The sequence below is a fragment of the Streptococcus varani genome (assembly GCF_001375655.1).
In the GTDB taxonomy this organism is placed as follows: Bacteria; Bacillota; Bacilli; order Lactobacillales; family Streptococcaceae; genus Streptococcus; species Streptococcus varani.
On the sequence record NZ_CTEN01000005.1, the window covers coordinates 77,226 to 90,542 of the forward strand.

Genomic DNA, 13,317 nt, shown 5'->3' on the forward strand with positions numbered 1-13,317 from the left:
CTATAAGTACCTTTCTTCAAATTCTATCTTGACTGTGGGCTTAGTTTTGACCCAACTTGAACTGTAAACCTCTAGCTGACTGTTACCAGGTGGGATAGTCAGGAACGTTGAACCGTGGACAATATCCACAATACGCTCCAAACCGTCCACGGTTACTGTGTCATTTTCGCTATTAAGCACTACATTTGAACCGATAGGGTAGCGGTTAGGAATATCCTTAGTGACTGCTACAAAATCCTTACGATAGAAAATACTATCCAAGTACATACGGGTTACTAGAGGTTTGTTCCCTAGAGCACCAAACGCCACATGGATTTTAGCTGATTTTCGCCCTTTGATTTCAGGAATGGTAAAGGTGTTGTAAGACCCCCACCAAAAAACAGTAACTTTATCATCATTACGTTTGAGGTCTGACCAACCTCTAGGCTCATTGAATGGGTTTTGACTGTCTAAGTGAGTTCCTGTAAAAGTCCACTTTTTGAGCATGTTATAGCCCCCTTTACCATCAGCAGCCATAAAGTTATACTCACAACCTAGACCGTTGTAGCGTTTGAATGTCTCAACACCATACAAAAACCGCCCCTGTTCATCAGAGACGGTCAACTTGATAAAGCCAAATTGGTTAGCAGCGCCAAGCCAAAAGACTTGTCGCCACCAAATATAGTCATTAAGTGAGCCTGTAGCGCCTGAGCTGTCTGCTGGAATGTTCCAAGTTAAGCTCCCTGCATTGTTTCCAGTAGTTCCTCCTGGGTTCTGTAGAAACAAATGAGGGCGACCTTGCCAGTTCACACTACCTACAATTCCTTTGAGGTTCTGCGTAGTGTCATTTAAGATAGCAACATTCTTAGTTGCAGCACTCAGACCAGCTGTGATTTTACTGTCTCGATAATCAAAGAGTAGCTCTGATTGTCTGACTTGCTCTGTATCAGCCTCCTCACGGTCTCCGACTTCAAGAGCTCCGCTAGTGTTGACCAAACCAATATAACCATTCTCAGCGTTATTCTTGACTGTAATAATGGGAAAGGCTGGTACATTACCATCATTGACAAGGTTGAAAACAACCTTGTCAGAGGATACCGTCCCAATGTCAAACCTGCGGTAGGTGGTGCTGTGAGCCACGCCATCAGGGATAAGTAGCTCAAACTCTCCTTTTTGCAACCAACGTGTCACGTTATCCATGGCCACAGAGCCAGTCACAAGACCCATGTAATACTTATCAGGTTCATCAGAAATGATAATTTTGACAGCCTCTGAGGTATTAAAGACCCCTGCCAGCGTGTGCTTGGCCTTTTCAAGTGTCATACCATTTTTTTCTTGCATAGCAAATTTGACCTTGATAAACTTAGCCCCTGTTCTTACTTCTTGTAAGTTCACTCCAAGGAGTGGAGCGTCATTGATTTCAATGCTACGCTCATTACCCACAGGGCGGATAATTTCAATAATTCGGATAACCTCAGAGAGGTCAAATCCGTTAATAGTGATAGTGTCATTATTCATCAGACAATCCCCCTCATCATGTTATCTATTTTGATTTTGTCGTTCTGATAGTTAGTCATTGGCTCTCCGATTTTTGCGACTAGAGTACCGTCATCTAGCACCATGTTCACAGGGCGCTTGACAGCCTGTTCAGCCACTTCAAGAGCTTTGGTAAGAGCTTTATCCGCTTGGTCTCTAATTACCTCAATTTGGCTCATTTCAGCACGTTCTGTGATTGATTTGAGCTTGAATTGGCTAGATAGAGAACCATTACCGAGGCCTAATAGTTCCTCAGCGCCAAACTTAAAGGCGGACATCTCTTTTTGCACATAAGCTAGGCTATCAGTCACATCAGAGGTATTCTTTTCAATACCTACAGCGATACCTTGGGCAATATAGCGCCCTACGTTATCCCTGAATAGTCGTGATGGTGAGTGAATTTTAGCTTTAGCCTGTGCTGCTCTTTCAGCTTGTGCAACTAGGGCATTAGCAGCAGCTGTAACGGCTCCAAGGGCTGAATACATACCTTGAGCTAACCCTTGGCCAATCATAGCCCCTACACTACGCATTGCACCAGCTCCAGACATACCAGTAGAGCGGATTGCGTTTACCATTGCTGACATTGCAGCTCTTGCTGAACCGATACCGCCACGGATACCGTTAGTAACTCCGTCTGACACGCCTTTACCAGCTTGTCGTCCTGCTTGTGTCATTTGACTTGCTGATTGCCTTACCACAGATACCAGCTGTTGCATACTAGAGCGCATAGTTGATACCGCTTGTGTCATAGCAGAGCGTACAGCAGAATTGAGTTGACTCATTGATGAGGTTGCAGCACTTGAGATATTAGCAAAACCTGAGGCGACCATTGGCGCTGATGTGGCTAATTGCATGATTGATGTTCTTGCTGTCATTGCTGAGGCTGTAATAGCCGTAAATCTAGCTGGTACCGAACCAAGCACTCCACCAAGAGCACCAAGTACAGCAGATACTGCTGAGAAACCCGCTGACATTGCAGAGGCTCCAGCTTGAGCCATCATCATTGAGGCTGACAAGGCTGTAATTCTGCTTTGTAGTGCTGAAATGCTAGCCGTTGAGCCTGCTAGACCTACAAAAGAGGTCATAACAGCACTAGCAAAGGTTCTCATAGCAGAGCCTGCCGTGGTCATTACTCCTGGTAAAGTTCCGATACTTGAGCCAAGAGTGCTGAAAACACTAGGCAGTGTCTGCATTGCAACGCTTGCTGTTTGAGCTGATGTAGCAATGAGTTTTAGTCCAGTTCCTGCTTGTTGCAAACCTGGACCCGCTGAGGCAATACCTGAGCCAGCAATAGCAGCTAAACCAGTTGCCACAGCTGCTAAAGTTCCAACCAAGTCACCAAGTTTTAGGTCAACTAACATTTTGACCCCTTGAGCCATCAACTTCACGCCTTGTCCAGCGTTTTTAGCCGCATTACCCATACTCTCAAAGATACCAGCAACCCCATCAAGTACATTGCGGATAGCAGAGCCAAAGCTCTCTACCACGCTACCAGCACTTTCTAGGATTGAGCTGACCTGTTCTCCGAAAGTTTGAAGTAATTGGGTCAGACTATCAATGATAGGACTGATTTGACTGATGAGGTTATTAAACGCCTCTACTAAGGATTGGAGTACAGGGGCAACTGCCTGGACCATTTGGGTTATAGCTGGAATAAATGGAGCTAAAGCCTGAATGATTTGGACGATTGCCTGTGATACCACTGTCACAACCTGCACAAAGGCATTAGAGATGATTGAGACAATAGGGGTCACCGCCGTAGCAATTTGGGCAATACCAGAACTGATAGCAGATATTACCTGACTTAGGGCAGAGCCTAGAGCGGTTATCACAGGAGCAAGGCTACTAAATGCACTGATTACCGTAGCTATTGCTGTTCCAGCCGCTGTGATAAGTGGTGACAGCATAGCAAAAGATGAGGCTACAATAGGTAGCACAGGAGCTACAGTAACCAGCGCTTGAGCTAGGCCTTGTAGTGCCATGTTAAGGATTGTCCCTATAGCCGTACCAACGCTGACAATAACACTACCTACTCCTTGGAGAATTGTAGCTATACCCTGCCCCTGCATACCCATTAAGGCAAAAGCTGCACCAAGTGCCAAGATTGGAACTGCTAAAGCTGCAATGGTTGCAGGATTAACCATAGCCAACCCTTGACCAATACCACGAAAAGCAGCGCCTACACCTTGACCAATTCCTCTAGCAGCAGTTGCTACACTTTGGCCAAGGCTACGGATAATTGAGACAACGCTTGTACTTGCTGACCTAACAACTGATGTAGCACCACTAACCCCACTTGTCGCATTCTTTTTGAATAGACTGAACGGGTTAAAGGATTTCAGAAAGTTAAAGGCCTTAAAACCAGCTACTAAACCAACCAAGCCACCAACTATAGCCTGAATAGCTCCTGCAGGTAGTGAGCTGATAAAGTTAGCCGCTACGGTTGCAGCCTGAGAAAGCCACTTGACCACATTGCCTAGGACACTAGCTAAGACATTAAGAACTCCTGAGGCAGTTAGACTATTCCAAACGTGTCCAATAGCACCAGCAATACTCTTGAGCGCTCCTGCAAAGGCAGACCAAAAGGTCTGAACCTTTGAAATCACATTAGAGATGGTACTGCTGACTTTGGAGATAATCCCCTCAATGTTGATACCCTCAAGGAACTTACCTAGACCGTCAGCCATTCCGCTAAAGTCTATACTTTCCATAGCGTCTGATAGGGCATTGATTGCCTTAATACCAAACTTGTTGAGGTGTTCAAACATAGGCATGAGCTTATTAGACAGACTTTCCTTAGCTCCATCTATTGCCTGGTCCCAAGTTTTGAACTCAGTAGCCATTTTTTGAAAAGCGTCAGAGTTACCCGCCTTATTCATAGCGTCAAAGAATGCCTCTGTTGAGATTTGACCATCTTGAACAGCTGCAACCAGTTCAGCGGTACTCATACCCATTTCTTTTGCGACGGCCGCCATACCAGCGGGCGCTTGTTCCATCATAATCTTAAAGTCCATCCAGGCAACTTTAGGCTTACTTGCCATCTGTGTTGCTTGAGTGGATAAAGATTTCATGGCTTGGGCTGGATTTTCTGCTGAGGCTGCTAAACCACCAAAAGCCTTAACTAAGCTACCAACATTCTTAGTACCTACTGCGTCAAGTTGAGAGTAGGTGCTAGCCATGTCAGAGGCTGAGTAAATAGTCTTAGTGGCAAAGTCTTGCATTTCAGTCTTAGCCGCTTTAATAACCTCAGGAGAGCGTCCAAAAGCCTGTAGGTTTCCCTCAAAGGTCTTCCACGCTTTCTGTGAGCTGGTAAGCTCTGAGGCCATATCACGGATACCGCCAGTAACAACACCAATACCAGTAGTGAGAGCAGAGCTAATCAAATTAGCCCCTAAAACCGACTTAAAAACAGACCCAACCTTTGAACCTGTGCTTTCTAGTCCACCTAACAAGGTTTTTAGTTTGCTAACTCCAGACTGGGCACTAGAGCCGTCTAGGTCAACCTTGATAGTAACTGAACCATCTGCCATAGTTTTCTCTCCTTTCTGTGATTAGTAGTCAAAATCTTTAGGTAGTGCATACTCTTTTTTTAGTCGTTTCATGCCCTCTTTATACTTCTTACTATCGCCTTTTTGTGGCTTATAAGAACGTATTTTGAGCACCTCAGCAAACTTAGTATCACTAGGTAGCCCATTGAGTAGGGCATTAAATTTCTTCCAGTGCAATGTATTCTGAGCGTCAATCAAATCAAGACCGTAAGCCTGCATAAATGATGAGTAGATATACTCAGCGTCATATTTCAAACTAAAAAGCCGCTCTCCGTCTTCTGATTGACTTCTTGAGCGTATCTTGCTTTTTGACAGAAACTGTTTCCACCACTTCCTCTGTGGTTTCCTCAGTTACTTCTTGCTTTTCCACCACTTCCTCTGTGGTTTCCTCAGTTTTCTTTCTAGCCATTACTTAGCCTCCCTTATGCTGATTTGTGAACGTAGATAGCTTTTTTCTTGTTGTCAAGAACAAAAGCGTCATAACGGATACGACCCTCAACGAGTTTACCGTTAATTCCTGGTGGGTTGTCATGAATTTTGTAATCTTCCAACTTAACAGGAGATGTAGTAGCCACTGGGTGAGCAATCACGAACTCTACATTTTGTGGCAAGCGTGATGTTGGTGTCAAGACAACTGGCAAGCCGTCAATCATACCTACTTGACCTTTAATAGTGATTTCTTGGCCAAGGTCAGAGTTCTTCACAAATGTTGGGTCAAGTTTGATAAGTTTATAGAACTTAGGAGACACATGCAAGACACGACCTGCTACAGGAATAAAAGCGTCTGTAAGAGCTACCTGACCATCTAGGACAGCCTCATAAGCGTCATCTTTAGTGATGGCCGCTGTCTTAACATGTTCAGGAGCCGCACCTGCTACGATTGTTGCAAAGCGGTAGGTATCGACCTCAGGGATAACAACTTCTGACAGTTGACGTGCAAGAGCTTTACCTGCCTCCATGACACCATTAGTATCTTGTTCAGATTTCTTGTCAATGGTAAACGTGAAAGAACGGTCTTTCTTGAGTACCATAGTTTGAACGGTGTTACCAAGTTCCTCAGCCTCACCGTAACGGTTTTGACCAGTTGTCTTGTAGTCGTTCATTACTGATGTTGGAACTGAGTAGACCTTGACTGTGTCAACGCCTGTGAAATCAAAATCTTGGTTGATAATACCAGTAGAGAGAGCCTCTTTAGCAAAACGCTCATCAACTTTATTATCAAATTTAGCTGCATAGTTTACTACCATGTAAAATTACCTCTTTTCTTTGTTTGGTTTACACGCTATCAAAGCCTGCAAACAGTGCTTTATCTTCTGCACTCAGATTGTCGTCACCAGTCCCAGCTGATGGGTTACCTGGTACAGAGATATTGAGATTTGGCTGTCCATCTTCACCTTGGAATAAGTAAGGGCTGGACTCTTTGAGAGCATTGATAGTGTCATCTAAGATAGGTTTCCCATCTTCTCCTAGCTCAATCTTGTCTAGGTCAATGAACTTCATCAAGTCCTCAGAGTTGTAAGCTCCCACATCTTTCAAAGCAAGTGCTACAGCGTTAGTTTTTGTTACCTGGGCAAGTTTTGCCTCATTGTCAGTCTTGTACTGGTCAAATTGGGCTTGTAGGTCTGCTAGCTGTTGCTTGCTTTCCTCACTAGCTCCCTCTTTTTCCTGTAACTCCTTGACAGCTTGGGTTTGTTGCTCAAGTTGTTGTTTTAAGGTGTCGTTTTCTGCCTGTAACTCAGACTTAGCTTGTGCCTTTGCATTTTCAATACCTGCACCGTACGCTTGCATGATACTGTCTAGCACCGCTTTATCTTCGATACCTGCGTCCACCAACATCTCACGTTTAAGGCTCATACCTTAACTCCTTTGTTTTACGCCACGAGGGGCAGAATTTGACAGTTTACGTCATGTCAGACAACACACTCTGTAGGATTTGAACCCACGCTATCAAGGTTGGAGCTTGATGTGCTACCGCTACACTAAGAGTGCAAAATAAAAACCGCTTGGATTTCCAAACGGTGTAAAAGTAGTCTTTCCTACCAGTCAAGATGAGTGACCGCCTCCTTACTTGCGACTAAACCAAGATTTTTTAGATACCTTGTCAGCTACTTTCTTCTCAAGATAATCAAATCTTGAATTAGTAGCCTGAGCATTGCGTGAGTTAATCTGTTTCAACTCCTCAAGCTCTTTATCTTGCCTGATGATTTCATGAATAGCATAATCAAGCATAGTCTCAAGCCACTTGACTTTGTCCTCAAGTTCACGTTTCTTTTTGATACGTTTGTTCATGGTTGCCTCCTATTTTTGGGTATAAGAAAAGCGCCTAGGTTTAACTAAGCGCTAAGTTTTACTAATTGCTTTGCCTTTTCGTAGTAAGGCGTTAAAAAGTTGATAAATCCTTGCTTATCACTTGGGTCATGTTCCTCTAGGAACATCATCAATTCAACATCATTGAGAGCGTCAAACATTTCAGGATTTTCATTATCCCAAGCCTCAGCAAACTCCTCATCTTCTCCAAAAAGAGCATTAAACTTAAAGGAAAAATCCCAAAAATTATCAATCTGACCACTGACTGCTTGATTGAGCATGTCTAATACTCGCTGACTGTATTTCATAATGGCTTAAATCCTTTCAGTTTTTTACGTTTCATCATAGTCACTACAATATCTGTATCAGGTTCAGTGATGTAAAGAATGCCGTTGTAGTATCTAGCAAGCCTACCATTCTGTTCTGATACATAGTTAGGAGGTAGAGAAAAGGCTGTTTTGACGGTTTCATAGTTATAGCTAAATGTACCATCATTGCGTCTCATACGCTCTATGTAGCGTGCTATAGCATGGTCTCCAAATACTATACCGTCATTTTTGAAATTAAAGTAAGCCTCCACCGCCTGCTGTTTCTGTTTTTCAGACAGTTTCTCGTGAATATCTCCCTTAAAATAATTGACAATCCTATTATCATACCTCAAAGACTCTTTTTCAGAGTGGCTCAGAGCTTGGAAATCACTATAAGACTTGGGTGCTTTATTTCCCAAATTTTGTAGTATTTCAGAATACTCTTTTTTAGAGCGCTTGTCAATAGATTTGTATAATTTTTTAACCGTATCATCATTGTAGTAGTATTTCTCCCTAGCATAATCACGGTGTAGAAAAGGGTGTTGTCTGAGGTAGTCCCTCATAGCTCCCTGTTGCACCCTGACCCTGCTCTTGTACTTGTCTATGAGCTCTTGGTCTCCTAGTTTTTCTGCAACGTGGAGAAACTCCTTAGACTGTCTGATAGACCGCTCCAGGGCTCTCTGTTTAGCCTGTACGTTGGCATTTTCGATAGCTTGCTCAGGTGTTAAGTCCTTGACATCTTCGCCAAGCTCAGGCTTGTAGTTGACACCAACCACAAAGGGCGTGATTTCATGGGTACAGTTAATACCCAGACACCCACCAGCCGTACCGTAGCCATAATCTGACAAAGCAAGTATACGCTCTCCCTTTTCAGTCCTTGCAACTCCAGTAGTGACTATCTGATGTTGTAGAGGGGCGCACATTTCCCTTGCTGTGGATTTCTTGGAGTAGTAGTAGGTATCTATTCCCAATTCCTCAGCTGGAGCCATTCTAACCTCACGATATACCCGCCAAGCCGTGGACTTGATGACTTGCCTAGCGTAGGTGTCAGCTTTCCAGTGCTTACCTTGGCTGTCTGTAAAGCCGTAAAAGCCCTTTTTAGCCCATTTCATGACAGTATCTGAAATAGCCTTATCTGATGTAGCAAGACCTGTGACAACCTTTGCTGTGGCCTCCTCAATGATTGATTGGTAGGCTCCTATCACGCTCTTTGGTAGCGTGGTATTGATAAGGTTGTTGATATCGCCCATAGTCTGATTTACATAGGCTGCAAGGCTATTCTGAATAAGAGAGTTACTAACAAATGTACCGCCACCAGTGGCCTCTAAAAGCTGCTGTTTGGTGTCCTTGTAGATTTTGTAGCCCTCATTTTGGATAACATGCCTAAGCTGTTCCTCAGCAATGCCTGAGCGTTCAGAGATAAGCTGTAGGTTATCCTTATTGAGTAACCCCATCTCATTCATCTTCTCAAGTTGCCAAATATAAGGGTTATCATCAAGACTAGCTGAGCCACGCTCTTTTATACGGTCTATAACTTGGTCAAATAAATCAAGGGTTAGCTGATGATAGATGTCTGCAACCTGACTAGCGTCTAGCATTAACTGCTCATCATTTAGCTTGATTGGTTTCTTCTCTTTCATAAGCTTCTACAAGTCCCTCAATCACTAGCCTAGATGGGCTGTTTAGTCCAAATAGGTCCCTTAACTTATCAATTACCATATATTTCAACATCTTCATCACTCCTGTTGTTACTTGCCTCACCAATAGCACTGCCACTGATTTCAGCTTTGATGTCCTTAGCTTTCTCAGGGGTTACGTTGAGTACTTTCTCAATGGCCATGACATCAGTACCAAAGCCAGCGTTTACTACCTTAATCCAGTAATCAAGCTCAGCGTTACGGTCAGTAAATACACCATCATCAAGGTTAATACTGATTGCGTCCATATCAGGAATAGTTCCTTTGTAAAGCTGATAGGATTTGCCAAGCTCTAACATGGAGATAATCAGCTCTTTCAGAGCTTGCTCAACTAGGCTGACAATACTGTTACGCATTTGATATGTGTCAGAGTTTTCTGAGACAATCTCAGTGGCTGTCTTCATACTCTTGCCGTCAAAGGTAAACATGCCAGCTGATACCCCTATCTGCATTTCAAAGAGAGCTAGCCCCTCGTTAATAGCCTTGATGTAGTCATCAGAGCGGATAGGTGTAGTGAGGTCTGTGATACCTATACCCTTGTCTATATCGCCACTATCGAACTGCTCATAAACATTGTGACCAGTTTCAAACTCACGCTTGACCGTGACCTTATCGCCGTCCTGATTGTACTCTGTCTTAATCATCTGAGTAGGAACTGCAACCCTACGCTGACCCATTTTGACCTCCCACATAAACTCATCATATGTAGTATTCAGGAAGTCAATAGTAGTCTTAGCGTTATCAAAAATGGACAGACCAAGCGGGCTGTTAATATCTTTGTTATTCATGCCTGGGGTCTTTAAGTAGGTAAACAGAGGACGACTCAAGCCGTTAAGTTCTGCCGCCTCCTCAAGTTCCTCATAGAGTTCTGACAAAGGCACTCTAGCCCCTACAATATTCTGATTATCAGACTTGTAGAGCTCATTGGTTACCGTGTACTTGTCATCTTTGCCCCATTCGTGCAACTCAATCAGCGTGTAATACTTGTGCTTGTTCCCCTCTGATTTGATGGTCTTAGTGATGATAGCGGCACTAGAGACATCTTGGGTATTGGACTGGAGAGGCAAAAAGACAGGAGCTTGAACAAATGCCACTCTTACCTTGTCCTTATCAACGTATGGCCTCATGGCAAGCCCTCCAAGAGCCAAGCAACTCTCTAAGTAACGCTCAAAGTTCTTGATAAAACGGTCATTCTGTAGCTGTTGCTGAATGAACTCATTAGCTCTTTCATCATCTACCTTAATTTCAGCCTGTTCATTGAATACAAGGCTTGCAATCTTCTTAGAGGCTGTTCTGCCAATCGGTAAATGATTAAAATCCCGCTTTTGCTTTGTGCCGTTGCTGTCCTTGTACTCAATCTGTGGATAACGCCCTGCAAAGTACTTGAGGTTTTCTCTGATACGGTCATATTCAGCACTTGACACCGCTATTTTGGGGTGGTCTGTAATGTTTGTTAAGTTTTGTGTGGTCATCACATACTTACTCCTTGTAAAGAAATTCTTGATAGTTTGTACTATTCCCATTGTTAGCTCCTTTAGGCTTTCAAATCTAGCTCCCTAGCGTTATCCAAGACAAAGTACTTGAACTCATCTACCGTGTGGTCATCTTCCTTGATAACTTTAGGGTCATCAGTGTTCAGGGACTTGTCATCATAGCGATACATTTTGTGTTCTTCAACAAAAATCCTGTTAGCAGGAATGTCAAGATAGTAAAAACGCCCCTCTGCTAGTAAGCTGATAACCATGTCAATCATGGTCTGATTTTTCTTTTTGGCTACTGGGTGCCAGCGTTCGCCATAGTCCTTAAAGTATTGGTTTCTCAAGGCACCCTCAGCGCTATCAATAGTCATCTTAAGCTTGGGCACTCTGTAAGTCTTCATGACCTTATCAATAAAGTCATGTATCATCACAGAGAGCTCACTAGGGGCCTTTTTAATCGTCTTTCCAGCTGGGCTATAGTAGAACGTATCAAGCAAGATAACATTACCCTTGGCAGTCAATCCGTAAGCCCCACAGGCGGTAGCTGATTGTTGGTGTCCAGTATCTAGGGCAAATGATATACCGATAAGCCTATCGTCATCAGGGAGGCTCTCAAGCGGCTTAAAGTAATTCATGTTGTAGACATGATTACCAAGCCCTATGACCTCGCCTAGGTACATCCAGCGGTAATAGTCAGGGTCAGTTTCCTTGTACCTTTCTATCTTCTCTTTCATCTGCTTAGATAAAAAACCTAGCTTGTCATCAAGATAGGTGCTGTGATGTATCATGTAGGTTGGGTCACTAGCTTTCTCAGCTACCCACTCATTTATCCAATCATAAGGGTTGCGTGGCGGGTTGTATGTAAAATAAACCTTGACCTGTTTGCCATTCGGCAACTCTTGACGGATAAAGGTATCCTCAACAATATCAATGTCCTCACGACCTGCAAACTCTGCAAGTTCCTCAAACCAGACAGACATGACATATCCTTTGGCTATCTTTTGTGACTTGAGTTTCATGGGGTCGTCTACGCCGTAGAAGTAAAAGGCTGTACCAGTCTTTTTATGAGTAATTTGTAGCGGTGACTTGCCAAACTTGAACTGATTGGCCAAGCCCATCTCATAAATTGCCCATCTTATCTGTTCATAGACAGACATTCTCAGGTATTTACCCACTTTCCGTAGAACAACCACATTACCTAGAGGGTCACTAATAAAGTCATTCACTAGGTCAATGGATACCACAGAGGACTTAGTAGAGGCACGCCCCCCTTTTAGTACTATGTGGCTCTTGAGTGTGTAGAGAACTTCATCAAATACTGGGTTAATCAGCTTTGCTAGGTTCAGTATCGCCATTGTACTCACTCCTATCAAATGTAAATCCAGTAATGATCGTGTCATCTTCATCATCTGAGCCAAGTTGTGCCTTGAGGTTGTCAATTCTCAGGCGTTGCTCCTCTGTGACAAGCGGTGAGCGTGTCAGCTCGTCATAGGTCTTAATCATGCTTTTAAGCTCTGACTGTGCCCTTGCTATTGCAGCTAGAGCCTTGCCTTGTTTATCCCATGCCGTATGATGTTCATAGCCTACACCAGCTTTGCCCTCGCTTGTGATTAAGGTATCGCTGTCCTCTATGTCCTGGACAAATAAAATACGCTGAGCGTGTAACAAATTAGCATAGGTCAGCGTGATATTTTCCCAAAGAATATCAATAGGGGTCATTGTCTCAACTTCATCTATCAGCTCAGATATGCCCTTAGGGAGGTATTTTCTCCTTAGTCCATGCTTTACAGCGTTGTCGTTTCCTCTAGGGGCTCCATGACCCACAGCGTTCTTATTTCCTTTTGGAGCTCCCCTTGGTTTTTTGGAGCGTTCCGTATTTTTCTTTTGGAACGTTCCTTTTATTTTAGGTTCCCATTTGTCTTTACTTTTCCAACCTCGGACAGTGCCAGCTGAAACACCCAAACGCTCAGCAATCTCAATCAGCTCAATGTTTCCATTATTTTCTGAATAGATTTCAAATGCCTTGTCTCGGTTGGGGTCTCTTGCTCTACCCAAGCCTAAACCTCCTATACTTGTTTGTTTGGACAAAAGAAAAGGCAAGACACTTGATAGGTGCCTTACCCTTATTTCTTGATACTACCATTCTAGCAGAATTTAAGAACCGTGCTGTTCCAAAAAGTCCCAAACGCTCCCTATGAAATCAGATGACTTCCTCTAAGGCTGAGACAGCCTCATTTTTTAACCTGTAATAGGTTGTTCGGCTCATCTTCAAATCATAACAAACACTATCAGCGGTGCCTTTATTGATGTAGGTCATCCTTAATACTGCCCTATGCTTCGGATTTTTCAGCTTGTTAATCAATCTACCAAGTTCAAGTTTCCTGTTAATAACTTCATTGGTATCTTGCTCTATCGCTTCTTTCATGACAATCAACTGAGTATAGACATCATCAACTTGTCTAGC

General features: G+C 43.5%; 12 protein-coding genes, 1 tRNA gene and 1 pseudogene. All 14 read right to left on the bottom strand.

Going from position 1 to position 13,317, the window contains the following annotated elements; all coding sequences use genetic code 11:
- On the bottom strand, positions 1-1,497 hold the full coding sequence (locus tag BN1356_RS11175) for a distal tail protein Dit (RefSeq protein WP_093651466.1): 1,497 nt from the start codon (positions 1,495-1,497) through the stop codon (positions 1-3).
- A complete protein-coding gene (locus BN1356_RS11180; RefSeq protein ID WP_093651467.1) occupies positions 1,497-5,045 on the bottom strand; it encodes a tape measure protein in 3,549 nt (1,182 codons plus the stop codon). The genes BN1356_RS11175 and BN1356_RS11180 overlap by 1 nt, the downstream gene beginning before the upstream one ends.
- Positions 5,046-5,066: 21 nt before the next feature.
- Positions 5,067-5,372 (bottom strand): annotated as a pseudogene (locus tag BN1356_RS11185) (Gp15 family bacteriophage protein); the annotation flags it as partial.
- Positions 5,320-5,472, bottom strand: coding sequence for a hypothetical protein (locus BN1356_RS12660; protein WP_176694274.1), 153 nt, complete (start codon positions 5,470-5,472; stop codon positions 5,320-5,322). The pseudogene BN1356_RS11185 and the gene BN1356_RS12660, both read right to left, overlap by 53 nt.
- Before the next feature lie 13 nt (positions 5,473-5,485).
- Positions 5,486-6,310 carry a major capsid protein gene (locus tag BN1356_RS11190; protein ID WP_093651468.1) on the bottom strand — a complete coding sequence of 275 codons (825 nt, stop codon included), beginning with the start codon at positions 6,308-6,310 and terminating at the stop codon, positions 5,486-5,488.
- Between the two features lie 28 nt (positions 6,311-6,338).
- Positions 6,339-6,917: a phage scaffolding protein gene (locus BN1356_RS11195; RefSeq protein ID WP_093651469.1), complete on the bottom strand. Its 579-nt coding sequence runs from the start codon at positions 6,915-6,917 to the stop codon at positions 6,339-6,341.
- A 64-nt stretch (positions 6,918-6,981) separates the two neighbouring features.
- Positions 6,982-7,052: transfer RNA gene (locus BN1356_RS11200), tRNA-Trp, on the bottom strand.
- 75 nt (positions 7,053-7,127) lie between these two features.
- A complete protein-coding gene (locus BN1356_RS11205) occupies positions 7,128-7,352 on the bottom strand; it encodes a hypothetical protein (protein ID WP_093651470.1) in 225 nt (74 codons plus the stop codon).
- Between the two features lie 44 nt (positions 7,353-7,396).
- Positions 7,397-7,678, bottom strand: a complete 282-nt coding sequence (locus tag BN1356_RS11210) for a hypothetical protein (protein ID WP_093651471.1) — start codon at positions 7,676-7,678, stop codon at positions 7,397-7,399.
- Positions 7,675-9,318 (bottom strand): phage minor capsid protein, encoded by a 1,644-nt coding sequence (locus BN1356_RS11215; RefSeq protein ID WP_093651472.1) that lies wholly within the window; start codon positions 9,316-9,318, stop codon positions 7,675-7,677. The genes BN1356_RS11210 and BN1356_RS11215 overlap by 4 nt, the downstream gene beginning before the upstream one ends.
- A gap of 68 nt (positions 9,319-9,386) precedes the next feature.
- Entirely contained in the window at positions 9,387-10,898 is a 1,512-nt protein-coding gene (locus BN1356_RS11220) for a phage portal protein (protein WP_281175846.1), read from the bottom strand.
- 11 nt (positions 10,899-10,909) lie between these two features.
- Positions 10,910-12,208 (bottom strand): PBSX family phage terminase large subunit, encoded by a 1,299-nt coding sequence (locus BN1356_RS11225; RefSeq protein ID WP_093651474.1) that lies wholly within the window; start codon positions 12,206-12,208, stop codon positions 10,910-10,912.
- Positions 12,177-12,908 carry a phage terminase small subunit gene (gene terS / locus BN1356_RS11230; RefSeq protein WP_093651475.1) on the bottom strand — a complete coding sequence of 244 codons (732 nt, stop codon included), beginning with the start codon at positions 12,906-12,908 and terminating at the stop codon, positions 12,177-12,179. Before terS ends, BN1356_RS11225 begins: the two co-directional genes overlap by 32 nt.
- Positions 12,909-13,053: 145 nt before the next feature.
- Positions 13,054-13,317 (bottom strand): DUF1492 domain-containing protein (locus BN1356_RS11235; RefSeq protein ID WP_141651843.1); only part of this gene is annotated, 264 nt, incomplete at its 5' end.

Coding starts and splice junctions, on each gene's coding strand:
- BN1356_RS11175 (WP_093651466.1), bottom strand. CDS start 1,497: ATGAATAATGACACTATCACTATTAACGGATTTGACCTCTCTGAGGTT.
- BN1356_RS11220 (WP_281175846.1), bottom strand. CDS start 10,898: ATGGGAATAGTACAAACTATCAAGAATTTCTTTACAAGGAGTAAGTAT.
- BN1356_RS11190 (WP_093651468.1), bottom strand. CDS start 6,310: ATGGTAGTAAACTATGCAGCTAAATTTGATAATAAAGTTGATGAGCGT.
- BN1356_RS11215 (WP_093651472.1), bottom strand. CDS start 9,318: ATGAAAGAGAAGAAACCAATCAAGCTAAATGATGAGCAGTTAATGCTA.
- BN1356_RS11210 (WP_093651471.1), bottom strand. CDS start 7,678: ATGAAATACAGTCAGCGAGTATTAGACATGCTCAATCAAGCAGTCAGT.
- BN1356_RS11225 (WP_093651474.1), bottom strand. CDS start 12,208: ATGGCGATACTGAACCTAGCAAAGCTGATTAACCCAGTATTTGATGAA.
- BN1356_RS12660 (WP_176694274.1), bottom strand. CDS start 5,472: ATGGCTAGAAAGAAAACTGAGGAAACCACAGAGGAAGTGGTGGAAAAG.
- BN1356_RS11180 (WP_093651467.1), bottom strand. CDS start 5,045: ATGGCAGATGGTTCAGTTACTATCAAGGTTGACCTAGACGGCTCTAGT.
- BN1356_RS11195 (WP_093651469.1), bottom strand. CDS start 6,917: ATGAGCCTTAAACGTGAGATGTTGGTGGACGCAGGTATCGAAGATAAA.
- BN1356_RS11205 (WP_093651470.1), bottom strand. CDS start 7,352: ATGAACAAACGTATCAAAAAGAAACGTGAACTTGAGGACAAAGTCAAG.